Source organism: Sphingorhabdus sp. 109 (assembly GCF_902506555.1).
In the GTDB taxonomy this organism is placed as follows: Bacteria; Pseudomonadota; Alphaproteobacteria; order Sphingomonadales; family Sphingomonadaceae; genus Parasphingorhabdus.
In genome coordinates this window covers 3134289-3160105 of the sequence record NZ_LR732707.1, presented here as the reverse complement: position 1 = coordinate 3160105, position 25817 = coordinate 3134289, and the positions used below count along the sequence as shown (strand labels likewise).

Here is a 25817-nt window from a genome sequence, read left to right as displayed (position 1 = left end):
GCCTAAGGCTGAGATGATCTTCGTGCCTTTGCTATTTCGTGGAAAAAACCGGCTATTGAACCAGATGAACGCGCGCCCGTGGCTGCATCGGACGGGTCACCAGTGAAATTTCCGCGACATCCAGATCGAGCAGTTGGCGGGGATGTTGGCCCGTCGCCCGTCTCACCCGGTAACCGAAGCTCAGCCCCTTGCCCGATGCGCCAGACAGTAAGGCTACCGCCTCTCGCCCCGCCCGCGTCGCGGTCGATATGGTCCCGATCACCCGCAATCCACACCGGTCCTCGCGCGCATGGTCGACGCGGCCGATTGGCTGGCGCGGATCATGTTGCCAGAGCAACGGCAGCGATTTTCCGTCCGCCAGATCACCAAAGGCACCGGGGCGAATGATATCGCCGCCCTTGTCGATCCAGTTGAAGATGGCGGCATAGCCAGCGAAGCGAATATCTCTTGGCCCATCCCCTTCAGGGAAGGGACCTATTTGATCCAGTTTCTTCACGATATCAGGTGTCCCAGACCCAAGCGCATCGCGATGCCGACCAGCAGCAGTGCCAGCGCTCCGCGAATTATCCAGCGGATCGCCGCTTTCCACGCGCTCGCCTTGGCGTCGCGCCAGGCGCGGAGCAGCTCGCGCAATTCGTCGATATCATCCTCGGCACCGGGATCGGAAAGCCCAAGCCGGTCCAGAACCCGCACCGCGCCGCTGTCCGTCGCTTCCTCGACAATCGCGCGCAAGGTCACCAGATCAGCGCCATCGCCTTCCGCCTGCGCCATCAGGCGGGCGAGCATTTCGTTGTTTTGCATTTTTTATAAAACTCCGTTTTAATCTCAAGCGCCGGGCGCGGGCATCCGCCCGCTTGGCTTTCGCGCCAATAAGGCGCGGCGGCCGGTCGGCCTTGCCTCGGCTTCGCCTCGGTTAGAAACCAATCAGGATTGGGAGCGCCGAACCGACGCGAAGCGGAGGCAAGCGCGACCGCGCGTCCGCAGCGTAGCGAGGATAGCCAAGCGGGCGGATGCCCGCGCCCGGCGCCTGAGGGTAAAAAAAATCCCGCAAAGCGAACTGCCGCGAGACACAATTATATCCCCAGCATCGCCCGTTTCTCTTGCGGCGACAGAAATTCCGCGTCGCAAACCTGCTTCCACAACCGCTCCCGATCTTCCGACAATGCCGGGATCTGGTCGCGATCCACCGCCAGCTTCGCGTCCGGCCACCACGCACCCAGCGCACCTGACAGGCCGTCCAGTATCTTCCCGGCCAGTGGCAGGATGGTCAGCCGCCAGAGCGCCCGGTTGGCCTCGCGATAGTTAGCGTAACTATTATCACCGGGCAGGCCGAGCAGCATCGGCGGCACGCCAAAGGCCAATGCGATCTCCCGCGCCGCCGCCTCTTTCAGCGCGACAAAATCCATGTCCGCCGGAGTCATGCTCATCGACTGCCATTTCAGACCGCCCTCGAGCAGCATCGGGCGCCCGGCATTGCCCGCTCCCGCAAAGCTCGCATCCATCTCGGCCTTCAGCCGGTCGAACTGCTCCCCGGTCAGCGCCGATCCGTCGGCACCCGGATCATAGACCAGCGCCCCCGATGGCCGCGCCGCATTGTCCAGAAACGCCTTGTTCCATTTCGCTGCCGCATTATGCACCGCCACCGCTTTCGCCGCAGCGCCCAGGCAGCCGAGACCATAATGGTCATCGGTCGGGTGAAAGCCCTTGAGGTGGATGATCGCCGGCCGGCCCATCGCGTCTTTCGCAGCAAAGCGGGTGCGATGTTCGCCGGCGCGATAGGCATAAGCCACCGGCCAGCCCTTGGCATCGGGTTCGACGGTAATCCGGTCCGGCCGCAGCGCGAAAAGCTCGGCCGGCCGCTCGCCATCACCATGGATGACCTGAACATAGGCATTGCCGTGCAGCAATAAATGCGCGGCCATCGTTTCAAGCAATGACTGCCCGCCGCCGGATCCCTGGACCAGAATGGCGACCTTCTCCGCCACCGGCAGCAGCGGCGCGCCGCCAACCCCCTCGGCGACAATGCGCACCGCCCGCTGGGCAATGGCATTCTCGACATAGGCCTCCCGCACCCTACCTTCATAAGAAAAAGGCGCGTCCCCCGAAAGAGCCGCGCCGCCATAAGTGCCGATATAGGACCGCCCCAAAGGCGGCCGCGATGGTCCGCTCCCGCCCTTGAAGGCGAGCGAAATATTTTCCCAGAATGTCATATGTGTTCCTTTGTACCCCTGCGAAGGCAGGGGCCCATCTCCTGCATCGTTTCAGTTGCGCTCAGGAATTGATGAGCGCTTGGGCAAATCTTGGCGCAAACCAGCTCCATCGTGAAGGTCGAGGCTTCCGGAGATGGCCCCCTGCCGGCGCAGGGGAACATCACCAAACTCTCGGCTCCCGCCTCCGCCCCAGCATCAACTCCGTCAGCGCCCAGACCAGAGCATCCGCCCGGTCCGGTGACCGCCCCGGTCCTTCATAGCCGCCGCCGACCAGCAGCCCGCATATCTCGTCTTCGAGCTCCGGAAATGCGCCAACATGATGCACCCGTCCATTCTCATATAACGCCGCCACCGGCTCGGCCCGCGCGACCTTGCCGCGAGCAGCATGCACCAGCTTCACCGGCAGCGAAATCTTCGCCGCCTGCAGCACCGATTTGACCATCGCGCCGCCCTGATTGGCTTCTGCAATCACACGGTCGGCATCGAAGCGATCGGCCGCATCGGCCACCTTGCGCGCCCAGGTTTCGGGGCTGGCCTTTTCCACGCTGGCATCGGCCAGCACATAGGCTTTGCCGTCTCTGCCCAAGCCCGCGACGATGATCCCGCAGGCGTCGCCCCTTGCCGAGGCCGGGGGATCGACGCCGATAACTATTCTGGCGAAGCCGATCTCCCGTTCGTCTCGAGCGCAGTCGGGAGACCGGTTAGAGCGAGGCGCAGTGTCTCGACTTCGCTCGACACGAACGGCATCCCGGCCAACCCGACACTCCTCAATCGTCGCCCTCGTCCACAGCGCGCCCTCGACATCCTCGATCAGTTCGCCATCCAGTTCCTGCCGCCCCAGCCTTGTGCCACCATAATCCGCCGTCATCGCGGTGAGAAAAGCCACCGGCAGATGCAGATCATTATCCTGCGTCCGGCCTCTTGTGATCGCTGCCTCGCCGCCAGCCAGAGCCCGCACCAGCGGCACCGGCCGTGGCGTCGTAGTAGCAACCAGTTGCGGCCGGATACCGAGACGCAGGCCCATTTTCAGATTGTCCCAGGCCGCTTCCGCCTGCCCGGCATTGTTCATCCATTTGGCGATCTCGTCGCACCAGCCATGGCTGTGCTGGGGCCCGCGCAGGCCCTCGGGTTCGGCAGCCGAATAGAGGTGCGCCTGCGCGCCATTCTGCCATGTCAGCCGCTTCAGCGACGGCTCCCAGACCGGCCGCAGCTTCGGTGGCGCGATTGACAACAGGCCGCTTTCCCCTTCGACCATCACGGTACGGGTTTCGGCATAGTTCGCGCCGACCAGCGCGAAGCGGGCACTGCCATCGCCTTCGGCAATCTGTCGCACCCATTCGGCTCCTGCCCGTGTCTTGCCAAAACCGCGGCCCGCCATGATCAGCCAGATCGACCAGTCGCAATCGGGCGGCATTTGTTCGGGCCGCGCCCAGAAGGGCCAGCGATACAAAAATTCCTGCTGCTCTATCCTGCTCAGCCGCGAGACAAACAGGTTGCGATCGCGCGGTTTCAGTCGGGCTAAAATCTCCGTCGCATTGGCATCATTCATCATTGTCAAAAGCCGTCGACCCTGCCCGCCCCTCGGCCAGCGCCTCCCGTTTGAGCAGCTTTTGGTGCATATCCGCCAGCTTACGGTCCAGGCTCGCGCGCACCTGTTCCGGGTTGATATCCTCCCCCGCTGCGCGGGTCATCGCCACCATATGCCGGTGCGCGAGCAATAGTTTGACACCGATGCCGTCATTATAGTGCCGGACTCTCGCCACTTCTTTCCCTTCGTGAAAAACCGGCTTCTCGACGCCGTGACGCGCGCGTTCGAGCAAATCGACTTCCAGCAACTCATAGCCGGCCGCCAGCGAGCGCATCCATTGCTGATAAAATTCCGGATCGCGCTCGCGCCACAAATAGACGGTCGACACCGAAACACCGGCTGCTTTGGCAGAATTCTTCACGTGCGAACCGATCGCGAGCTCTTTCAGGAATTTCAGCTTCCGCCTGTCGTCATATATTCCCCTGATTTCCGATTTTGCCATGGCCTACTCCGTGCCGGACGGACGCGAACCGTCCGGACATAAAAAAGGGCCCTCCGGTCGGAACGGCCCCGCCTGTCCAGCGGCGTCATTCAGAGCCGGTTGGCCCGAATCACAATTTCGCGATGTTCCTGATATGTACCTGAACAGCGTGACGATGTCAATGAATTTTTACCTATCTGGTAAATTGATCGCCAAAATCCATCGTCGGAATGACCTGCTCGCCGATATAGTCCGCCGCCATCTCCGCCAGTTCCCGGCCGAGATGCCAGTCCAGTATCTGCATGCCGTGAATGATCGGCGGATTGACCAATATGTCCTGATCTCCGAGCATTTCCTTCGACGCCATCCGGCTGGCGACCACCATCGAGCGGGACATGATCTCGACAATCGAAGGGAATTCCGCTGCCTGTTTGCGGCGCAGGACCAGATCGCGCAGCAGGCTCCAGCGCCCGCGAATATCATCATATAGCGCATCTGTGCGCCAGACCTCGTTCGGATCGCCCAGCGACACCACGATATTCGGCCCGGCCTTCAGCCCGTGCATCACCTTGACCGGAACATTGTCGAGCACGCCGCCATCGACCAGAATATTGCCTTCGCCGTCGATGAACGGTGGCAATATGGTTGGCAGCGAACCCGATGCGCGAACGCATTCCCACAGCGGCCCGCGCCGATGGATATGCAGGCCGTTGGTCGACAGGTTGGTCGAGACTCCGAAAAAATTGATCGGCTGGTCGGCGATATCTTTTGTGCCGTAGCGGTTCTTCAACTCACTATCGAATACCGTCGGATCGAGCAGCGAATTGATCGGCAGCGTCAGCCGCTTCATCGCCTTGGCCTGGATGAACATCGCCTCCATCTGGTCGAGCGTTTCCTCGACGCTCATTCCGCGCGCAATCGCGCCGCCCATAGCCGCTCCGGCGCTGGTACCGCCGATAAAGTCGATCGGGATATCCGCCTGCCGCAATGCCTTGATCACGCCCAGATGGGCGCAACCCAGCGCCCCGCCGCCGGCCAGCACCACGCCGACCGCCCGGCCCGTCAGGAACCGCGCGACCTTGGCGAAATCACTGTCATGGTCGAGCGCAACATGATGGTGCAGCTTGGGCGCACGCGGATCGATCCAGTCGCCGCTGTGGCTGATCGTCTTGCCACTGTTTGAGCGGAGCAGCAGCAGGGTGCGCTGCGGTTCCGCGATCCAGCCCATCGCGGCTCTTTCCATAGCATTAGGCTCCGGCTCCGTCTGTCCGGGCCGCGCCACCATCACCAGCGCATCGGCGTTGCGGCAAACCATCTGCCCCCAGTCCTCCGGTCCGCTGCCGTCGATCAGGACATAGGCACCTTTAGATTCCTGCTCTGCCAGCCAGGACTGATATTCTTCCGCGTCCGCCGCTTCGCTGGTAGCCCGGTCCAACGGCACCACGGGCGTCTGCGGCCGGACCACGGTTTGAAAAGCCTCAGCCAGGCGCGCCAGAAAGCCGTCCGGCAGCTGACTGGTTCCGGCCGGAAGCATGGCGATCACCCGCGGGTTTTTTGCTATGATCGACGAGGTTCGCGCCGTCGCGACCGCCAGACGCTCGGACACCAGTTTGAGCATGGCGGCATATAATTCGGGATGCTGCACAGCGATCGCGTCAAAGGCGCTGCGGGACACTTCCCGAACGCGTGAATCGCGCATCGCCACAACGTCGGCGGTGCGCTGGCCACCGGCAAAAAAGGCCAGCTCCCCGACCGCTTCCCCGCTTTCGATATGAGCGACGATGCGGGTCTTGTTTACCACCACACGAAAGCGACCGGATTCGACAAAATAGAGCGCATCGGCCAGGTCCCCCTGCCGGACCAGCGCCTCGCCGCCGGCAACCCGTTTCGTCTCGGAAACCGATTGCAGCGCGTTCAGCGCTTCGGGTGCCACGCCCCGGAATAGTGCATGGCTTCCCAAATCCGGTTGTCCTGTTGGCTCAGTCACGCTGTTTCCCCCGGTCGGTGCGACCCGCCTTGTGTCATTATCCTCCTATATGCGTGCACAATCAAGCATTTGCGGCGTTACGTCATGTGACATATCAACCCGCGGCTCGGGGCGACTTCATTCGCCAGCATCGCCAGATAGGCGGACTGCAGAGCTTTGCCCCCTTGCATATCTTCGATCGTCAGATAGTCGCTGGCACTGGCGACAAAGGCCGCAAATTGTTCGTCAACCTGCGCGCGAAATGTAACCGCCCCGACCTGCTTGATCAGGGTTTCCGCGGCGGTCGGAGCGAAAAAGAGCTCCGGCTTCGGCCCGGGCAAATCATCGGCACTTCCCCGCTCGGAAATATGCGTTACGCCGACCAGCGAGCTGAATTTCAGCGCATTGGCCCAGTGGCTGTGGATCGCGCCCAGCAACGGCCCGTTACCGGCAAAATCGACCGAGACGGTCGGGGTTGCGGCGTCGGCAGCGGCCAGATTGTCATAGGTCAGGACCGCGTCGTAAAGGCCCGAACTCTCGACAAAGGCCTTGTTCGCCGCCGATGTCAGACCAATACGCCGGATCTCCGGACTCCGGCTTTTCGCGACCATCGCCAGACCCAGCGCGGTTTTCGACGAAGCGCTGGTCATCAGCAGGGCCTGCGCGCCGAACCAGTCATTCGACCGCATGAAATGTTCGATCAGGAAACTGGTGGTGAACAGGGGCTGGAAAATCGCGCGCTCCGCCTCCAGCGGAGTCTCGTCCGTGCCCAGCCGCTGATATTGATTATAGATGATCGCCAGCCCCTGCCGATGGGCAGCGCCGTCGACAAAAGCACCATCGGTCACATTGGCGGGCGTAACCAGCAAATGGCTGGCCATCGGCAGATAGCCATAGACCCGTTCGCCCACCGCGATATCGCCATTGTGCGACGCCACAACCCGGGCAAAGCCCCAGACCGGAACAATACCCCATTGATCCTCACCGGTCGGGAAGAAATTCCAGTAGCCAAAGCCGTCACCAACCGTCGCATAGGTTATATTGTTGGCGGTCAGCGCATATTTCTCGATTTCCAGCAATATCTGTCCGTCGGCCAGCGACGGTGTCTCGCTGTCCTGCCATTTGGACTGCGCGAGTTCATCTTTCTTCACCCACAGGCTGTGCATCTTATCGTCTCCATGCTGTTTTCCGGTTTTGATCCAGCATAGGCCGTGGCGCCGAGATGGCAAAAGCATTTGCCAAAAATCATGCGCCTGCTAATCCTGTCTCACGGGATAGAATATGCGCCCATATGCGCCATCGGGGAGAAGTTTTGTGAGTACAGCACCTGTTTCAGGTCTCGAAGCGGCAATAGAGCCGATCACCAATGTTTCGGATTTCATCTGGGGTGGCAGCTGGGCCGGGGTGGAAATTCTGCCGATCCCGCCGATGGTCGTCATTCTGCTGGGCGCCGGCATCTATTTCATGATCGGCCTGCGCGGCTATCCGGTGCGCCGTCTTTTCCCCTCGCTGGCCGGTCTGTTCAAGAAGTCGGAGAAGAAGGGAGCGGGTGAAATCTCGCCGTTCGCGGCGCTGTCGACCGCGCTCTCGGGCCAGGTCGGTACCGGCAATCTCGCCGGCGTCGCCACCGCGATCACGCTCGGCGGGCCCGGCGCAATCTTCTGGATGTGGGTGACCGCCCTGTTCGGCATGGCCCTCGCCTTTGCCGAAGGGTCTCTCGCCGTTCGCTTCCGTTCGCAGGCCGCTGACGGCACCTATCGCGGTGGCCCGATGACCTATATCGCCATCGGTCTCGGACCGAAGTGGAAATGGCTCGCCATTCTCTTCTGCCTCGGCACCCTGTTTTCGGCGCTGGTCACCGGCAATGGCATCCAGGCCAACAGCCTCGGCGACAGCGCCAACGAACTGTTCGGCGTACCGGAATGGATTGGCGGCGCGGTGGCGGCGGTAGCGGTTTTTGCCGTGATCATCGGCGGCATCAAGTCGATCGGCAAGGTTGCCGAAACCATCGTGCCGTGGATGGCCGGTGCCTATCTGATCATGGCGCTGATCGCTCTCGGCATCAACCTGCCCTATCTGCCGGAAACCTTCGGCCGGATATTTGACGGCGCCTTCAATACCCAGTCGGCAACCGGCGGCTTCCTCGGCGCGGCGATCATCATGGCGATCCGCGCCGGTGTCGCGCGCGGCCTGTTCTCGAACGAGGCCGGACAGGGTTCGACCCCGATTGCCCACGCGGTTGCGCAGACCAACGATCCCGCAGCACAGGGCCGTTTCGCCATGATGGGCACGTTCATCGACACGGTCGTCATCTGCACGATGACCGCTCTGGTCATGCTGACGGTGGCCGGCGACTTCACCTATACCGATGCCGGCGGCGTCAAACAGGCGGTGGAGCACGCATGGCAGTCCGATCTCAACGGCTTTGCCATGACCTCCGGCGCTTATGCCGCAGCTTTCCCGCTGCTGGTGTTCGGCATTCCGATCGGCACACTGGTCGTGTCGGTCGCGCTGATCCTGTTCGTCTTCACCACCCTGCTCACCTGGAGCTATTATGGCGAACGGGCGATCACCTTTCTCTATGACCAGTTGCCGGGTGCCAGCCTCAGGGGCGAGAAAACCCTGCATATCATCTGGCGCGTGCTGTGGTGTGTGGTCATTCTCATCGGCTCGTTCGCGCCGCTTCAGCTGGTCTGGCGTCTCGGCGACATTTCCAACGCCGCGATGACCCTGCCGAACATTATCGGCCTGCTCGCCCTGTCCGGCGTCGTCTTCGCCCTCGCCAAGGGCGATCGCACCGCCGGCACCGACCATGGCCGCGAGACGCCGAAGGAACTGCTCGAGGAAATAACCGGCGCGCCGGGGCACTAGATGGACTCTTCTTTGCACCTCAAGCGCCGGGCGGCCTTGCCTCGCTACGCTCCGTATCATGACCGGAAAACCGAGCGTAGCAAGGCAAGCGCGACCGCGCGCCTGGGCCCCGGGTTTAATCCGGGGGAAGGAAGCCAAGGGGCGCGGATGCGCCCGCCCGGCAATTGAGGTCTAATAAACAATGTTAAAAAAACTCTATGAGTGGATGCTCGAAAAAGCGGGCCATCCACAGGCTCCCAAATGGCTTGCCGGAATCAGCTTTGCCGAATCCAGCTTCTTCCCGATCCCGCCGGACGCCATGCTCGCACCGATGTGCCTTGCGCGCCCGGAGCGGGCGTATTGGTACGCCTTTGTCTGCACCATCGCCTCGGTGCTCGGTGCCTTGCTCGGCTATGCCATCGGCTTTTTCGTTTTTGAAACCGTCGGCCTGCCGATCCTTGAATTCTACGGTGTAACCGAGAAATTCGACATTTTCGCGCAGAATTTCAACGAACAGGGCTGGATCGTGGTCCTGCTCGCCGGCTTCACGCCGCTGCCCTTCAAGGTGATCACCATCGCCGCCGGCAGCACCGCGATGCCGCTGCATGTCCTGATCGGGGCCGCGATTATCGCGCGTTCGGCGCGCTTCTTTCTGGTCGCCGCCCTGCTCCGCTTTTTCGGGCCACCAATGAAAGACTGGATTGACAAGAATTTCGCGCTGGCCACCACGCTGGTCGGGATTTTGTTCGTCGGCGGCTTTGCCGCGGTCAGCTGGTTCCTCTGACAAGCAACAATAGCTTTTAGCGCGACAGTATTTTTTTCAGTGGCCTAGCCACCGATGATTTTCTAAGGCTGGATGATGAGCACTAGACAGGTTTCAGACAGCAACGATCCTGTGATCGAGAATATCGGCCAGCTGGTCGAGCCCATGGTCAAGGGCGAAAAGCCCAAGGATCGCTGGCGGATCGGCACCGAGCACGAGAAATTCGTCTATTGTACCAATGACCATCACGCCCCCGGCTATGACGAGCCCGGCGGGATAAAGGATCTGCTGCTGGCAATGCAGGAATTCGGCTGGCAACCGGTCGAAGAAGGCGGCAAGGTGATCGCCATGTCCGGCAGCGATGGCGCGATCAGCCTCGAGCCTGCCGGCCAGCTGGAACTGTCCGGCGCGCCGCTGGAAAATCTGCACGAGACCTGCAACGAAACCGGCCGCCATCTGCAACAGGTGAAGGCGATTGGCGAGAAGACCGGCAAGGGTTTTCTCGGCATGGGCATGTGGCCGGACAAGACCCGTGCCGAACTTCCGATCATGCCCAAGGGCCGTTACCAGATCATGCTCGACCATATGCCGCGCGTCGGCAATCTGGGCCTCGACATGATGCTGCGCACCTGTACAATCCAGGTCAATCTCGACTATGCCAGCGAGGCCGATATGGCGCAGAAATTCCGCGTCGGGCTGGCGCTGCAGCCGCTGGCCACCGCCTTATTCGCCAATTCGCCCTTCACCGAGGGCAAGCCCAACGGCTACCAGAGCTTCCGCAGCCATATCTGGTCGGACACCGACCCGCACCGCACCGGCATGCTGCCCTTCGTGTTCGAAGAAGGCTTCGGCTACCAACGCTACGCCGAATATATGCTCGACGTGCCGATGTATTTCGTCTTTCGCGACGGCAAATATATCGATGCCGCGGGCCTCAGCTTTCGCGATTTCCTGAAGGGCGAGCTGTCGGTCCTCCCCGGCGAGAAGCCGACCATGTCCGACTGGAACGACCATCTCTCGACCGCCTTCCCTGAGGTCCGGCTGAAAAGCTTTCTCGAGATGCGCGGCGCCGACGGTGGCCCATGGAACCGTATCTGCGCCCTGCCTGCCTTCTGGGTCGGCCTGCTCTACGACCAGACCGCGCTCGATGCCGCATGGGACCGGGTCAAGGGCTGGACCATGGAAGAACGCGAGGCGCTGCGCAAAGGCGTCCCGAAGCTGGGCCTCGACACGCCTATTCCCAACGGCCAGACGCTGAAAGATCTGGCAGCAGAAATCCTCGACATATCCTCCGCCGGCCTGACCGCGCGCAACCGCCTCAACAGCAGCGGCGACAATGAAAGCGGCTTTCTCGACCCGCTTCGCGAAGTGGTCGCCAAGGGCAAATCACCAGCCGCCCAGCTGCTCGAACGCTATCATGGCGAATGGGACGGCGATGTCAGCCGGATCTATGACGAGATGAGTTTCTGAGCACCCTCGTTGCCCGTCGAACAGATTTGTGCTCCGCGCTCGACGCGGAGCCCTGACGGCAAAAGCCGGCTTTCTAACGCACGGCTCCGCATCAAGTTCGGAGCACCGGCCCTCCCCGACGCTAAAATTCAAACGCCTTCTGCTCCATGTCATCGGATGGCTCGTCCGCCTTCGCCTCCGCGCCCTCCAGGTTGGCCAGCGTCAGTCCGAGCAACCGCACGCCATTTTCCACGGGCATGATGCTAGCCAGCAAGTCCCGGCCGATGGCGGCAAATTCATTCTTGTCCGCAACATAATGATCGGTGGACTTTGACCGCGTCACCTGCCGGAAATCGGCATATTTCGCCTTGAGCGTCACCGTCCGCCCGCGCGCTTCGCATTTCCCGATGCTATTCCAGACGATGTCGATAATATGTTCGAACGCGTCGTGCATATCATCATCGCTGACCAGATCGTCGCCATAGGTCCGCTCGCCACCGACCGATTTGCGAATCCGGTGCGCGCGCACCTCGCGATGATCGACCCCGCGCGAGGCGCGAAACAGATAGCCTGCCGACTTACCGAAATGCTGGTTCAGAAAGGCCTGCGATTGCGCGCGCAGGTCAGCGCCGGTGTGGATGCCGAGCTTCGCCATCCGCTCTGCCGTCTTCGGGCCGACGCCGTAGAAACGCCACACCGGCAACTGCGCGACAAAATCCGCCCCCTGGTGCGGCTTGATCACGCAAATCCCGTCAGGCTTGTTCTGGTCCGAGGCAATCTTGGCGATGAACTTGTTATAGCTGACCCCGGCGCTGGCGGTCAGACCCGTCTGCTTCTTGATCTCGGCGCGGATCATCTCGGCAATCCTTGTCGCATTGCCGATCCCCATCTTGTCTTCGGTGACATCGATATAGGCTTCATCCAGCGACAGCGGCTCGACCAGATCACTATGCGTGCGGAAGATCGCGCGGATTTGCTGCGACACCTCGCGATAGACCTCGAACCGGTGCTTGACGAAAATGAGGTCGGGACAGCGGCGTTTGGCGGTCACCGAGGCCATGGCCGATCGTACGCCAAATGTCCGCGCTTCATAAGAAGCCGCCGCGACCACCCCGCGCTTTGACGAGCCGCCGACCGCAACCGGCTTGCCGCGCAATTCGGGAAAGTCGCGCTGTTCGACACTGGCGAAAAAGGCATCCATATCGATATGGATGATCTTGCGCTGTAGCAGATCGGGAGCGGAGTCGGACATGGGTTCAGTCTAGCGTCTGTTTTCCGGCTTGGGGAGCGGCTACATTGCCTCGCTCAAAACTTGCCGATAGCGTTCGATCGTTGCCTCTCCTGCTCTGGCCCGGACCGTCTCGGTAAAACTCGCGCGCATTCCGCAGCTCATAATATCCGCCGCTGCGGGATATTTTTCATAGTCCGGCTTGCCGGCGGCAAAAATTTCCAGTCGGTTGTCAAAAATCCGGAAGACCGGAACAGCCTCTCCCTCCGACACCGGAATATACCAGCCCGATTGCGCGTCGAAATAGAGATGCGTGGCATAGATGCTGCACAAATGCGCATTGGCTCCGACTGCGCTGCCTTTGATCGCATAGAGCCCGCCATCCCCGCGTTCGACCAATATTTCGGTCATCGAGGCACCGACCAGAACCGGCGCGATTCTGGCCATGAGATCCGATCCGGCCATGGTCGCCGGCAGCGGCAGCACATCATCGACAAAAAGCGCCGCCTGTCCGCGCGCCAGCCAGTTCTGCTCGCCCAGCATGCCGAGCAGCTCGCCCTTGCGCGCGCTGTAGCTTTGCCGGATACAGTCAGCGGGATATTCGGCCATTGCGCATCGGTTGCGCTGCTTCAGCCAGGCACGCTGGCTGGTTCTGACACTGGCGTTCGCTGCCTTCGCACGTTGGTACAGGACGGCCATAGAGCGGTCGTCAGCACGCAGATCGCTGGCATAGTCTCCGCAGATTTCCTTCTCGACCCGGCTCGCCGCCTTGCCACAGTTGAAAGACGGCTGCGATTCCACCGCGCGCTGTTCGATATGGGCGGCCAGCAACCGTCGGGCCTCCTCGCTGGTCAGACTGACATCCTGGTCACCACCGCGCAGGATGACAGGGCCGCGAAAATCGCTCTTCGCCAGATTCGGCAATTGGCGGGGGCCAATTATTGTCCGGTCGATCCGGGCACCGGCCAGATCGACGGCGTGCAACCCGAAGCTGTGCAATATGGCGCCGGTGAAATCAGCACCTTTGGCGCTTGTGTTGGCGCCGCCCTGATAAACCGGACAACCATCCGGCACGGTTATACCACATGCAAAAACAAAGCCGGTCAAATTGGCACCATCCAGATTCCAGCCCTCGACACTGCCCTCGAACCAGCCGCCGTCGAAATGCCCATGGGAAAAATCCGCGCCCCTGGCCGACACGGCCCGCAGACCGGCGTTGCGGAAAAGCACGCCGGGCATGTGAACGCCGTCCATATTGGCGGCGCTCAGGTCGGTCTTGATGAAGCCCGCGCCGGCGGCCAGCGCGCCGGCGAAATTGGCACCCGAAAGATCGCTTTCTTCAAAACAGATTCCGGGCAGCGACATGCCACCGAAATCCCAGCCGGCAAACGCGCCGCCCCTGACCACCGTTACATTTGATGTCCGATCTCCGGTCATCCGCAAAAAATCCGTAAGCGATTTTATCTGTTTGCCATCAATCATCCGAGGGGGCTTATCCGGTCGGCCTTCTCCCCAGATATCACCCGAGACAGACATGCAACCGGCTTGCTCAGGGGCGGATTCCGGCCGTGCGCCCGCTGGCCCTGCCAGCATCCCAATCATCAGAACAAGCAGCGGAAAGCTTTGCTTCGTCATCCCGTTATCCCCGGTCGCGCTGCCCGGCAAAGGCAAGCTGTCTATTTACACTATAGCCACAAGCGCGCGAGCTTGCCATAGGCCACCGGTGCAACGCAAAGCTCTTCCCTTTCCCATAGGCCGTATTGAACTCATCTTCATGATGGCAAGCCTGATGTCGCTCAACGCGCTTGCGATCGACATCATGTTGCCAGCGCTGGGGCTGATCTCGGACGATTTTGCCCTGCCCAACGTCAACGACCGGCAGTGGACGATCACTTCCTATATTTACGGCATGGCGGTCGGGTCGATCCTCTATGGATCGCTGGCGGATCGCTATGGCCGCAAGCCGGTGCTGCTGGTGACTATCGGCATTTATACCGGCTTCGGTATACTCTGTGCCCTGGCATGGGACTATCAGTTGCTGCTGATCGGCCGCTTCATCCAGGGACTGGCGGCGTCGGCGATGGGTGTGCTGGCGAACAGCATCATCCGCGATCGCTACGACGGCGATGCGATGGCCCGTGCGATGTCCACGATCATGATGGTGTTCATGATCGTTCCAATCACGGCGCCCCTGATCGGCCAGCTGGTACTCCACGTTGCGCCGTGGAAGGCAATATTCCTGGTTCTGTCCACCGCCGGCCTGATAGCCTTCCTATGGGTGAGTACCCGCCTTCCCGAGACTCTGCATCCGGACGACAAGACGCCGATCAAGGCCCGGTCGATCGGCGCCGCATGGTATGGCGTTATCTTCAACCGCAACAGCTTTGGCCATGTCATGGCCAGTGGCCTGATGATGGCGCCGCTCTTTGCCTATATCGCATCGGCCCAGCAGATATTTTTCGACATATTCGGTGCGGGTGATATTTTTGTCTATATTTTTGCCCTGAACGCCGGCGCGATGTCGGTCGCCAGCTTTACCAATTCGCGGATCGTCATGCGCTTTGGTGCGCGGCGAGTGTCCCAGTCGGCGCTGATCTTTTTCATATTGGTGTCGGCGATCCATCTGGTTCTGGCCGAGGCCGGTATGGTCAATCTCTGGATCTTCATGGCCCTGCTCGTGCCCACAATGGGCATGATCGGCTTCACCGGTGCCAATTTCAGCTCGATCGCGATGCAGCCGTTCGGCAAGACCGCGGGTGTCGCTTCCTCGTTCCAGAACTTTGCCCGATCCGGCCTGTCTTCGGTCATCGGATCCGTTATCGGCCTGCAGTTTGACGGCACGATCCTGCCACTTGCCACCGGCTTCCTGGTCTGTGGTATTGCGTCCCTGACGCTCATCTTCTGGGCCGAAAAAGGCAGATTGTTCCGCCGCGTTCAGACTGGGGTCACCGCCAAGGATCTATTGCCGCGATCCTGATCGACCCATAGACGAGCGGCAAGGGAACAAGGCAATGTTCATTTTCACTTCGGACAGACCGGCCATCGGCCTGATCTCAGCCGCCATGATCTTCGCGAGCCCTGCGCTGGCCGCGGAGCCGATCACCGGTGACTGGATCACCGAGGACCGCGACGCCATTATCCGTATTTCCCGATGCGGCGCGACCGTCTGCGGCCGGATTCACAAATATCTGGTGACCCCGCCGGATGGTGCGGGCCAGAAGGATATCTACAATCCCGACAGGAAGCTGCGCAACCGCAAGGTGCTTGGCATCGCGATCCTGACCGGCTTGAGGCCCGACGGCGATATCTGGCGCGGCAAGGTCTATGATCCGAAGAGCGGCCGGACCTATCGATCCGAAATCAGTCTCGACGCGACCAACAGACTGAAGATGAAAGGCTGTGTCGCCTTTATCTGCCAGAGCCAGATCTGGACCCGGGCGCGATAATCATCCCCCGGCTTCCGCCGGACCACATCCTCTATTCCATCTCCGCAATCCACTCGCGGAGCAGTGCGACCCCTTCGTCATGAACGATCGAGCGGCCGACTTCCGGCATGCTGATACCCGGATCGAGGCTGTTCAGCCGATAGATCATGATGCTGCCGTCCGGATCGCCCGGCGCGATGTCGAAATCATGACTGCCGCTGCCCCGCCCCGCCGCCACCGGACGCTTGTGGATACCGATACGGACCGGCGTGTCTTCCTCATAGGTCAGAAACAGGCCCGAGTTGCTCGCCGAACCATTGACGTTGTGGCAATGAGCGCAATTGACGTCAAGATAGCCGCGCGCACGGTCATTGAGCGGCGCGCTGCTCTCCCCCCAGACCGGGACGCGATAATCGACCGCCGGCACCCGGTCGACCAGGCCAAGCCGCGCGAATTGCGCAAGCTGCCCGCCGTGGGTCAGGTTGCGCGCCTTGGGACCGATTGGCGTCACCGCATCCGACAGTCCATGGCATTCCTTGCACTGGTTCTTGTTCGGCACAGCATAGCTGATCGACCGTTCCCGCCCGGAAGGGTCGGTAAAAGTGACGGGGATACGCGCGCCCGCAACCTTCAGCCTCGCCTCGGTCTGCGCCTCGTTCCAGACGTAGGGCAGCGCCAGCCAGCCGTCGGCCCGGTGGAGCAGCACCCTTGTCTCGAGCAGCATCGGCTTGCCGTCGCGCTCGTAACCAAAGCTCTTGATCAAGGCCGACCCCACCGGAAACTCGAGCAGCCCGTCGCCGTTTGCCTTCGCCTGCTGTCCCTCGGGCACATAGATGAACCGGTATTTCTCCGCATAGTCCGAAAAGAGCGGCATGTTCAACTGATAGGGCACGACCCGCTCGTTCGGCTGCCAGCCCGCTGCATCCTTGAAAAACCCATAGTCCGAAAGCAGCCGCGGCAGGCCGTCGGCCATTATCACCCCGTCGGCCACACCTTCCGGCTCGCGCGCGCCCGCTGTAAGGGCAAGCGCCAGAACAGCGCACGCAGAAGCCAGCAACCGCATTATCGGATAGCGTCTTCCATGGCCTGCGGCAGGGTGACCGGTTTCAGCCGCCGGCCGTCAAACGGCTCGCTCGCGCCCTCGACCAGCGAGGGCCTGGCTTCGGCCAGCGGCTGGCCCGGCGCGGTCAGCCCCAGCGACAGAATCGCGACATCATCACCGATCAGGATATTCTCGCCCGTGCCATCTTCGATAATCGGCGGAATAGCGCCGCCAAAGGCGGCCTTCAGCATATCACCCCCGGGAAAGGCCGGATTATAGCCAGCCCGGCCATGGTCATTTTCAAACACCCGCACGCCGATCGGCTTCGGGTTATAATTCGGATCATCCTGCCCCTTGCTATAGGACACGATCAGGACATTGCCGGTGCCGTTCTCGGCGAAGCGGTTTTCGAACACTTCCACTTCATAATGCGACATCACCATGACGCCCATGCCGGCCGGGACGTCCGCGACAATATTGCCTTCGGGGGCAAAATTCGGGGTGTTGTTGTCGACCACGATATTGTCGAACACGCGGACGTTGCGGCCGCCCTGTTTCGGGATATTGGGCAGATCGAAGACCAGGATGCCGCCGGTATTGTTGACCGCGACATTATTATAAACATCCGCGCCGACGCTGTTCTCGATCTCGATGCCCGCGACGTTGAACTTTGCCACGCTGTTGCGGACGACGATATTCTCCGATTGTCCGACGTAAATCCCGGCATCGGACGAACCGATGGTGGTCACGCTATCGACCAGCACATTGCTGCTTTCCACCGGATAAATGGCATAGGCGCCATTTTCGGCGTGCGGCCCGCGGGTCCACTCCACCCGCAGCCGGTAGTAGACAATATTGTCCGCGCCCTTCGACTTGATGCCGTCGCCCTTGCTGTCCTCGATCGCAAAATCGCGCAGCACGACATGATCGGACGTCACCAGCAGGCCTTCGCCCGCGCCCAGCTGTCCGGCGAAATTGAGCACCGTCTGGTCCATGCCGGCGCCACGAACGGTGACATTGTCGACATCCAGCGACAGGCCGTCGACCAGATCGAACCGGCCGGCGCCCAGTTCCACGACATCACCCGGCTCGGCCAGGATCAGCGCTTCCTGCAGCCGTTCCTGCGCATCGTCTCCGGGTGCAACGGTGATGGTTTTGGCCAGGGCCGGGGCGCTCAGGCAAAGCGCGGTAGCCACCAATAGACTGCGTATCATATCTCTCTCCTCCACGAAGCAGAGATAATGCCGCAAAAAAGCGGCCATGCCAAGAGCATTGACATCAATGTCAGTAATCAGCGAAAAACCAGCCTAGCCGTCGGCAAGAATCCATTCGATCGCCGCATCGGCGTGGATTTCGGTGCTATCGTAAATCGGCAGGATATTCGCCTTGGTATCGATGATCAGATCCAGCTCGGTGGAACCCAATACGATCGCTTCGATATCCTGCTTGGCGATATTGGTGATATAGGTTTTCATCGTCCGTTCGGACTCGCGCTTGGCCTGATTGAACATCAACTCTTCGTAGATGATCCGGTCAATCTCCTCGACCCGCTGCTCGTCGGGCGGCGACAGGGTGATGCCCTTACCGACCAGACGCTTGCGATAGAAACCCTCGGTCATCACATTGCGCGAGCCGATCAAAGTTGCCGTCTTTACGCCATCGGCGACCATCTTGTCGCCGACGCAATCGGCGATATGCAGGATCGGAACGCCAACTTCCGGCTGCACCTGGTCATAGATCTTGTGCATCGCGTTGGAACAGATCAGCACCGCCGTGGCGCCGCTTTTTTCCAGACGCTTCGCCGACCGGGTCATCAGACCGGCGGCCGCATCCCAGTCATCGTCCGATTGCAGCCGGGCGTAATCGCTGAAATTGACGCTTTCGATCAATAGATGCGGACTGGTAAAGCCGCCGAGGCGGTTTTGCACGATCCGGTTGATCCGCGTGTAGTAGCTGGCTGTCGACACCCAGCTCATCCCGCCAATCAGGCCAATTTTACGCATTGATGTTACATTCCCTGAAAAAATCGAAATTGGCGTCTAGAGCGCCTTTACGATTTCCTCGCACATTTTCTTCGCGTCGGAAAGTAACATCATGGTCTGGTCCATATAAAAGACCTCGTTGTCGACCCCGGCATAGCCGACACCGCCCATCGAGCGCTTGACGAAAAAGATCGTCTTGGCCTTGTCGACATCGAACACCGGCATGCCGTAAATCGGCGATCCCTTGTCGGTTTTCGCCGCCGGATTGACCACGTCATTGGCGCCGATGATGAAGGCCACATCGGCCTGGGCAAATTCGCTGTTGATATCTTCCAGCTCGAACACCTCGTCATAAGGCACATTGGCTTCGGCTAGCAGCACGTTCATATGGCCCGGCATACGGCCGGCCACGGGGTGGATCGCATATTTGACGCCGACGCCCTGCTCCTTCAGCATGTCGCCCATTTCGCGCAAGGCATGCTGGGCCTGCGCCACGGCCATGCCATAGCCCGGAATGATAATCACATTCTCGGCCTGTTTCATCATATAGGCAGCATCCTCGGCCGATCCGCGCTTCCACGGACGGTCAATCTTGGCCGCGCCTTCGCTCGGACCGCTGTCGGCACCAAAGCCGCCGGCAATCACGCTGATGAAGCTGCGGTTCATCGCCTTGCACATGATATAGGAGAGAATCGCACCGGACGAACCGACCAGCGCGCCGGTAATGATCATCGCGGTATTGCCAAGGGTAAAGCCCATCGCGGCGGCAGCCCAGCCGGAATAGCTGTTCAGCATCGACACCACGACCGGCATGTCCGCGCCGCCGATCGGGATGATCAGCAGGAAGCCGATCAGGAAGCTCAAGCCCACGATGGTCCAGAATATCGCCCCCGTGCCGACGGTCGGAGCAATGGCGAAATAGGCGGTCAGTCCGATTATCGCCGCCAATACGCCGAGATTGATGACATGGCGCAGCGGCAGCATGATCGGTGCACCCGACATATTGCCGTTGAGTTTCAGGAAAGCGATGACCGAACCGGAGAAGGTGATCGCACCAATGGCAACACCAAGGCCCAGCTCGACACGGCTGACGGTCAGGATTTCACCTGTCGCATCAAGAATGCCAAAGGCGCCGGGATTGAGATAGGCGGCGATACCGACCAGCACGGCGGCCAGACCGACGAGGCTGTGAAACGCGGCAACCAGCTGCGGCATATCGGTCATCGCGATGCGGCGGGCGATCACAAAGCCGATCACGCCACCAATGGCGATCGCACCGGCAATTTCCGGCAGGCTGGCAATGCTGTGGGTCCACAGGGTGGTGACCACGGCAATCAGCATGCCGACCATGCCGAAGCGGTTACCCGCCCGGCTTGATTCCGGCGAGGACAGACCACGCAGCGCGAGAATGAAAAGCACGCCGGCGACCAGATAGGCGGCGGCAACCCAGGGGTTTACCGCTTCGCCAGACGCAGCGAGCGCCGGAGTCGAGAAGAGAAGCGCGGATGCGCCAACCAATGCGTTCCGCATTATTTGCGCTCCTTTTTCTTGTACATTGCGAGCATGCGCTCGGTTACGGCAAAGCCGCCGAAAATATTCACGCTTGCCAAGACAACGCCGACCAGACCCAGCCATTTGGCGGTTTGCCCGCCATCCGCCTGCGATCCCGCCGCCGCCGCAATCAGTGCGCCGACGATAATCACCGAGGAAATCGCGTTGGTCACTGCCATCAGCGGCGTGTGCAAGGCCGGGGTCACCGACCAGACCACATAATAGCCGACAAAACAGGCCATCACGAAAATTGATAAGATTGAGATAAAGTCCATTGCTACCCCCCTAGTTCGCCAGAAGGCGCTCGTTCACGACTTTGCCATCCTTGGTCAGCCGTATGCCAATTGTCACCTCGTCGTCATCGGGCAGAACCGGCCTTTTGGCCTCTTCGTCCCAATAAGCGCTGAGGAAATTATAGAGATTGCGGGCAAACAGCGCCGAACTGTCCGCCGCCATCATCGCCGGAATATTCTGCGCGCCGACAATTTTGACTCCGTGTTTCTCCACGGTCTTGCCGGCAACAGCGCCTTCGACATTGCCGCCCTGTTCGGCGGCCAGATCGACGATCACGCTGCCATTGCGCATCGTCGCGATCTGCGCGTCCGAAATCAAACGCGGCGCGGCGCGGCCGGGGATCAGGGCGGTGGTGATCACGATATCCTGTTTGGCGATATGACTGGACACCAGTTCGGCCTGGGCCTTCTGATATTCCTCGCTCATTTCGGTGGCATAGCCGCCGGAACCTTCGCCCTCGATGCCTTCGACCGATTCGACAAAAATCGGTTTCGCGCCGAGCGACTGGATCTGTTCCTTGGTGGCGCTGCGCACGTCGGTCGCGCTAACCTGTGCGCCGAGACGCCGGGCCGTGGCTATCGCCTGCAATCCGGCAACGCCGACCCCCATGACGAAGCAGCGCGCGGCGGACACCGTGCCCGCTGCGGTCATCATCATCGGAAAGGCGCGGCCATATTCATTGGCGGCCAGAATGACGGCTTTATAACCGGAAAGATTGGACTGCGACGACAGGATATCCATCGACTGCGCGCGGGTGATCCGCGGCATGAATTCCATCGCCAGCGCATCGATGCCCAGCTTGGCATAAGCGTCAACCCGCTCGCGCTCGCCGAATGGATTGAGACTGGCCACCAGCCAGGCCCCTTTCTTCATTCCCTTGAGCGATTGGGGATCGGGGCCCTGCACGGCCAGAACAATGTCGGCATCCTTCAGCGTTGCGGCCCGGGTGGCAATGCTGGCTCCCATGGCTTCATAGTCGGCATCGGAAACCGACGCAGATTCTCCTGCGCCCTTTTCCACGGTCATAGAGGCGCCCAAAGCGATGAATTTCTTTACCGTTTCAGGCGACGCGCTAACCCGCGTCTCGCCGTCGGCGAGTTCCTTTAAAACCGCAATTTTCACTAAAATTTCCAATCAGTTAGGATATAAGAATTACCACCAATGTTACCACTATGATTGATGCGATCGTGCCAATCTTCAGCAGTGACAAAAAGCCGGAATATGTTTCCTCGGCCGGTCCCAGATTATTATCAGATGTCATGATTTCCCCATTTCTCGTACTAAACTGGCGCGAGGTGTAACCCTATATTAGCGCCTGCTCAAGTCCTACCCACCGTCATTTTGGATAGAATATTTGCTGGCCCTTTAATCGGCTCTTTACCGGTTGCCGCTATGAAAATGCTTCATTGTGGGACAATCGGGAAAAAAATGGCACAAAACGGCACAAAGTTACTGCTGCTTATCGATGATGAGCCGGCGCAATGCCGGTTAATTTCGGCACTGGCGTCGCGCGCGGGCTTCCGCACTATCTTTGCCCGCGACGCGGAAACCGCGATAGCGACGCTCGGCACGCAGGATGGGATGATGCTGGATGCAATCATTCTCGACCATTGGGTGCCGGGTTCCGAAGCCACCGAACTGATCACCGAACTGAAGGCGCGCCGCCCTGCCCTGCCGATCCTGATGCTAACCGCAGTCGGGTCGATCGCCGAGGCGGTCGACGCCGTCCGCGCCGGCGCCACCGACTATCTGATCAAGCCGGTCGCCCCCGAACTGATGCTCAAGGCGCTCGACGCCGCGGTCAGATCGTCGCGCGATGATGGCGAATTGCGCCCGCTCAGTGAAAAGATCTCGGTGCCGCTCGAATTTGAAGAAATCGTCGGAGCCGCACCGGCTTTTCGCGCCGCGCTGGCGATTGCCGCAAAAGCCGCAAGGGCCCGTGTTCCGGTCCTGATCGAGGGCGAAGGCGGGGTTGGCAAGGAAGTCATAGCCGATGCCATTCACGCCGCCAGCCCGCGCGCAAAAATGCCGATGTTGAAGCTGAATTGTGGTGCAATTACCGGAAATCTGCTCGATTCGATCCTGTTTGGTCATGAAAAGGGTGCTTTTACCGGCGCTTTTGACCGCAAGATCGGGCTGCTCCAGCAAGCTGAAGGCGGTACGATTTTCCTCGATGAAGTCGACCGGATACCTCCGGAAACCCAGGTCCGCCTGCTGCGTTTCCTGAAACATTCCGATATCCAGCCACTCGGCAGCCCGAACAGCTTCCAGCTCGACGTGCGGGTTATCGCCGCAACCAACCGCAAGCTGGAGCGGGAAGTCGAAAAAGACAATTTCCGCGAAGACCTTTATTATCAGATGAATGTTGTCCAGCTGACCATTCCGCCGTTGCGCGACCGGACCGGCGACATTCCGGCGCTGGCACGGCATTTTCTTGCCCGCCTGGCGCACCAGCCCGGCCTGCGCAGTCTGGGCATCACCGACGAGGCGCTAAACCTTTTGCGCAGCTATCGCTGGCCCGGCAATGTCCGCCAGCTACAAAGCGTGCTGTTCCGCGCCGCGGTCATGTGCGACCATAACGCCCTGAGCTGCGAGGAATTTCCGCAGATCGCCTCTTTTGTTGCCGAATCCGGAGAGACCGAACCGCATCTGTCGAACAGCCCCGAAGGCATTGGCATCACTCTTTATGCCGAAGATGGCAATTTGCGGCCGCTGGAAGAAATAGAAGCCGACGTGATCCGCCTCGCCATCGGCCATTATCGCGGCCGGATGACCGAAGTGGCCCGGCGTCTGGGCATCGGACGATCGACCCTTTACCGCAAGCTGGCGGATCTGGGCATTGATAACGCGGCATAATTTCTTCGCATTTTGCTGGAATTTGACATTTTCGGCCATTTTCCAACAATTGCGGGGCGGCCCGATCGCCGGACCAGTCCAACATCGCCATTGATGTTTCGCCCTGCTGGTCTTAAGTCTGGCGGATATGAAAAACATGCTTCCAATTCTTCCATTTGGTGCCGCCCTGACGCTGGCACTGCTTCTTTCGGCCTGCGGAAAACAGGAAGCGGTGGGCGATGTGCCTTCGAGCGAGGAACTGGCGCGACAGGCGGACGCCGCCAGCCAGGCGATCCGTGACGAAGCGGCTGCCGTGGAAGACAATACCGCAGCGGCGCCGGTCGATCTTACCAGCATGGAAAGCTATACCAACGCGCTGCGCGGCTATACGATCATGGTGCCCGGTGACTGGACAGTCGACGAATCCGCCAGCGACGACAATGGCCGGGTGTTTACCGAAACCGAAAGCGGCGCAAAACTGGCGGTTAGCTGGGTCGAAAATCGCGAGGATGCTGCCTGGAGCAAAGCGGTTGAAAATATCGAGGATGGCAATGCGGCCATGGAAGGCAGCGCCGTTGGCAACAATGAATATCGCGCTTCCGGCATATTGACCAATGGCCTGAAATCCAATCAGCGGCTGCTCCGCAAACCCGATGGCACAATGGTCCAGGCGGAGGTCAGCTATGCCGCCGACCAGGCCAAGTCGACCGACCCGCTGGCGGCGGCTATTCTGGACAGTCTGACGCTGAAATAGCGCCGGCCTGGCAACCGGCCATCGGCCGGGATGCTAGCGGTTGAGCCGGGCTTCCAGAAAGCTTGGCATCGGGCCGTTCCAGCCCTCGTCAATGTCGTTGCTGTCATCAGCCCCCGGCGGCTTTTTCTCTTCGACCCTGCGGTCTGGCACCGGTTTCTTCGGAGCGTCTTCCTGTCGCGATTTCTTCGGCGCATCTTTCCGGCGCGGGGCTTTTGCCTTCGCCGGCTTTGCCTGAACATGGTCTCCGTCGGCCTGATCAGCCGGCTTCCCACCAGTTCTGGCCGTGCGTTCCTTGCGGACCGGGATCTTCATGCCAGTCAGCTTTTCAATGCTCTCGACATGTTCGGCATCGCTGCGGGTGATGAAGGTTATCGCAACACCGGTAGCGCCAGCGCGGCCGGTGCGGCCAATACGGTGGATATAGTCATCCGGATGCCAAGGAATATCATAATTGATGACATGGCTGACGCCCTTGATATCCAGTCCGCGGGCGGCAACGTCGGACGCGCATAATATATTGATTTCACCCGACTTGAACCGGTCCAGCTCGGCGAGACGCGAACTCTGGTCCATGTCGCCATGGATCTGTCCGGCATCGAAGCCATCCTTGCGCAGACTCTGGCACAAATCGCGCACTTCGGTCTTGCGATTGCAGAATATGATCGCGGTCTCGACGCCTTCATTGTCGAGAATGTCGACGAGCAGCTTGCGTTTCGCCTTGGGTGCGACTTCGATCAGCGACTGGTCGATCGAGGTATTTGCCGTCGCCGGGCGCGAAACCTCGATATATTTCGGATTGCTCAGAAACTGGTCGGACAGGCGTTTGATCGGCGGCGGCATGGTGGCCGAAAACAGCATCGTCTGCCGGGTTGAGGGAAGTTTCGAGCAGATGGATTCGATATCCGGGATGAAGCCCATGTCGAGCATCCGGTCGGCTTCGTCGATGACCAGCAATTCGCAGCCGGACATCAATATCCGTCCGCGATCAAAAAGATCCATCAGACGTCCGGGAGTCGCAATCAGTACGTCGACACCCTTTTCCAGCGCCTTGATCTGGTCACCCATTGAAACACCGCCGATAAGCAGAGCCATGCTGAGATTATGGTTCTTGCCATATTTCTCGAAATTCTCGGCAACCTGCGCCGCCAGTTCGCGGGTCGGTTCGAGGATCAGCGACCGTGGCATCCGCGCACGCGAGCGGCCATGCGCCAATATGTCGATCATCGGCAGCACGAAGCTTGCTGTTTTGCCAGTGCCCGTCTGGGCGATGCCGATGATATCTTTCATCATCAGGACGGAGGGGATGGCTTGCGCCTGAATTGGCGTCGGTTCGTCATAGCCGGCTTCGGCTACAGATTTCAGCAGTTCTTCAGACAGGCCGATATCGGCAAATTTCATAGTGGTTCCGGAAAAATATAGGATGCAACCTTGCACCCTGTCTTAGCCTCTCGGGCTGTGC

At 60.3% G+C, this 25817-nt stretch carries 24 protein-coding genes; 7 read left to right on the top strand and 17 right to left on the bottom strand.

Going from position 1 to position 25817, the window contains the following annotated elements; genetic code table 11:
• Positions 1-52: 52 nt before the first annotated feature.
• The 7 genes from BOSE62_RS15010 to BOSE62_RS14980 all read right to left on the bottom strand — a co-directional run bounded on the left by BOSE62_RS15010 (position 53) and on the right by BOSE62_RS14980 (position 7351).
• On the bottom strand, positions 53-496 hold the full coding sequence (locus tag BOSE62_RS15010; protein WP_236554067.1) for an HK97 family phage prohead protease: 444 nt from the start codon (positions 494-496) through the stop codon (positions 53-55).
• Positions 493-801, bottom strand: a complete 309-nt coding sequence (locus BOSE62_RS15005) for a DUF6127 family protein (protein WP_100093673.1) — start codon at positions 799-801, stop codon at positions 493-495. Before BOSE62_RS15005 ends, BOSE62_RS15010 begins: the two co-directional genes overlap by 4 nt.
• 272 nt (positions 802-1073) lie before the next feature.
• Positions 1074-2210: a phage portal protein gene (locus BOSE62_RS15000; protein ID WP_159647551.1), complete on the bottom strand. Its 1137-nt coding sequence runs from the start codon at positions 2208-2210 to the stop codon at positions 1074-1076.
• 160 nt (positions 2211-2370) lie between these two features.
• A complete protein-coding gene (locus BOSE62_RS14995) occupies positions 2371-3759 on the bottom strand; it encodes a phage terminase large subunit family protein (RefSeq protein ID WP_159648077.1) in 1389 nt (462 codons plus the stop codon).
• A complete protein-coding gene (locus tag BOSE62_RS14990; protein ID WP_159647550.1) occupies positions 3752-4240 on the bottom strand; it encodes a hypothetical protein in 489 nt (162 codons plus the stop codon). The genes BOSE62_RS14995 and BOSE62_RS14990 overlap by 8 nt, the downstream gene beginning before the upstream one ends.
• Before the next feature lie 172 nt (positions 4241-4412).
• Positions 4413-6206, bottom strand: a complete 1794-nt coding sequence (locus BOSE62_RS14985; protein WP_159647549.1) for a patatin-like phospholipase family protein — start codon at positions 6204-6206, stop codon at positions 4413-4415.
• A 77-nt stretch (positions 6207-6283) separates the two neighbouring features.
• The gene (locus BOSE62_RS14980; protein ID WP_159647548.1) at positions 6284-7351 is read right to left on the bottom strand and encodes a DUF2855 family protein; all 1068 of its coding nucleotides are present in this window, start codon (positions 7349-7351) and stop codon (positions 6284-6286) included.
• Between the two features lie 148 nt (positions 7352-7499).
• Here BOSE62_RS14980 and BOSE62_RS14975 point away from each other — a divergent pair, with 148 nt between their 5' ends.
• The 3 genes from BOSE62_RS14975 to BOSE62_RS14965 all read left to right on the top strand — a co-directional run bounded on the left by BOSE62_RS14975 (position 7500) and on the right by BOSE62_RS14965 (position 11268).
• Complete coding sequence (locus BOSE62_RS14975; protein ID WP_236554065.1) at positions 7500-9056, top strand: alanine/glycine:cation symporter family protein; 1557 nt, start codon at positions 7500-7502, stop codon at positions 9054-9056.
• 181 nt (positions 9057-9237) lie between these two features.
• Positions 9238-9819, top strand: a complete 582-nt coding sequence (locus tag BOSE62_RS14970; protein WP_159647546.1) for a YqaA family protein — start codon at positions 9238-9240, stop codon at positions 9817-9819.
• A 75-nt stretch (positions 9820-9894) separates the two neighbouring features.
• Positions 9895-11268: a glutamate--cysteine ligase gene (locus tag BOSE62_RS14965; protein ID WP_159647545.1), complete on the top strand. Its 1374-nt coding sequence runs from the start codon at positions 9895-9897 to the stop codon at positions 11266-11268.
• 121 nt (positions 11269-11389) lie between these two features.
• Here the strand turns inward: BOSE62_RS14965 and dinB are convergent, their stop codons facing one another.
• On the bottom strand, positions 11390-12499 hold the full coding sequence (dinB, locus tag BOSE62_RS14960; protein WP_159647544.1) for a DNA polymerase IV: 1110 nt from the start codon (positions 12497-12499) through the stop codon (positions 11390-11392).
• A 39-nt stretch (positions 12500-12538) separates the two neighbouring features.
• Entirely contained in the window at positions 12539-13912 is a 1374-nt protein-coding gene (locus BOSE62_RS14955) for a pentapeptide repeat-containing protein (RefSeq protein ID WP_159647543.1), read from the bottom strand.
• Positions 13913-14249: 337 nt separating this feature from the next.
• Here BOSE62_RS14955 and BOSE62_RS14950 point away from each other — a divergent pair, with 337 nt between their 5' ends.
• Both BOSE62_RS14950 and BOSE62_RS14945 read left to right on the top strand, forming a co-directional pair.
• A complete protein-coding gene (locus BOSE62_RS14950; protein ID WP_159647542.1) occupies positions 14250-15452 on the top strand; it encodes a multidrug effflux MFS transporter in 1203 nt (400 codons plus the stop codon).
• Between the two features lie 34 nt (positions 15453-15486).
• Positions 15487-15921, top strand: coding sequence for a DUF2147 domain-containing protein (locus BOSE62_RS14945; RefSeq protein WP_159647541.1), 435 nt, complete (start codon positions 15487-15489; stop codon positions 15919-15921).
• A gap of 31 nt (positions 15922-15952) precedes the next feature.
• Here BOSE62_RS14945 and BOSE62_RS14940 read toward each other — a convergent pair whose 3' ends face one another.
• The 7 genes from BOSE62_RS14940 to BOSE62_RS14910 all read right to left on the bottom strand — a co-directional run bounded on the left by BOSE62_RS14940 (position 15953) and on the right by BOSE62_RS14910 (position 22030).
• Positions 15953-16963 carry an SO2930 family diheme c-type cytochrome gene (locus BOSE62_RS14940; protein WP_159647540.1) on the bottom strand — a complete coding sequence of 337 codons (1011 nt, stop codon included), beginning with the start codon at positions 16961-16963 and terminating at the stop codon, positions 15953-15955.
• Positions 16963-18156 (bottom strand): parallel beta-helix domain-containing protein, encoded by a 1194-nt coding sequence (locus BOSE62_RS14935; RefSeq protein ID WP_159647539.1) that lies wholly within the window; start codon positions 18154-18156, stop codon positions 16963-16965. Before BOSE62_RS14935 ends, BOSE62_RS14940 begins: the two co-directional genes overlap by 1 nt.
• 93 nt (positions 18157-18249) lie before the next feature.
• A complete protein-coding gene (locus tag BOSE62_RS14930) occupies positions 18250-18945 on the bottom strand; it encodes an aspartate/glutamate racemase family protein (RefSeq protein WP_159647538.1) in 696 nt (231 codons plus the stop codon).
• 36 nt (positions 18946-18981) lie between these two features.
• Entirely contained in the window at positions 18982-20454 is a 1473-nt protein-coding gene (locus tag BOSE62_RS14925; RefSeq protein WP_159647537.1) for an NAD(P)(+) transhydrogenase (Re/Si-specific) subunit beta, read from the bottom strand.
• Positions 20454-20750 (bottom strand): NAD(P) transhydrogenase subunit alpha, encoded by a 297-nt coding sequence (locus tag BOSE62_RS14920; RefSeq protein ID WP_066743604.1) that lies wholly within the window; start codon positions 20748-20750, stop codon positions 20454-20456. Before BOSE62_RS14920 ends, BOSE62_RS14925 begins: the two co-directional genes overlap by 1 nt.
• Before the next feature lie 10 nt (positions 20751-20760).
• Positions 20761-21891 carry a Re/Si-specific NAD(P)(+) transhydrogenase subunit alpha gene (locus tag BOSE62_RS14915; RefSeq protein ID WP_159647536.1) on the bottom strand — a complete coding sequence of 377 codons (1131 nt, stop codon included), beginning with the start codon at positions 21889-21891 and terminating at the stop codon, positions 20761-20763.
• 16 nt (positions 21892-21907) lie between these two features.
• Positions 21908-22030 (bottom strand): aa3-type cytochrome c oxidase subunit IV, encoded by a 123-nt coding sequence (locus BOSE62_RS14910; RefSeq protein WP_159647535.1) that lies wholly within the window; start codon positions 22028-22030, stop codon positions 21908-21910.
• Between the two features lie 167 nt (positions 22031-22197).
• On the opposite strand from BOSE62_RS14910, the gene BOSE62_RS14905 reads away from it, so the two are divergent.
• Positions 22198-23625, top strand: a complete 1428-nt coding sequence (locus BOSE62_RS14905; protein ID WP_159647534.1) for a sigma-54-dependent transcriptional regulator — start codon at positions 22198-22200, stop codon at positions 23623-23625.
• A gap of 136 nt (positions 23626-23761) precedes the next feature.
• Positions 23762-24358 (top strand): hypothetical protein, encoded by a 597-nt coding sequence (locus tag BOSE62_RS14900; RefSeq protein ID WP_159647533.1) that lies wholly within the window; start codon positions 23762-23764, stop codon positions 24356-24358.
• Between the two features lie 33 nt (positions 24359-24391).
• Here the strand turns inward: BOSE62_RS14900 and BOSE62_RS14895 are convergent, their stop codons facing one another.
• A complete protein-coding gene (locus BOSE62_RS14895; protein ID WP_159647532.1) occupies positions 24392-25756 on the bottom strand; it encodes a DEAD/DEAH box helicase in 1365 nt (454 codons plus the stop codon).
• Positions 25757-25817: the final 61 nt, after the last annotated feature.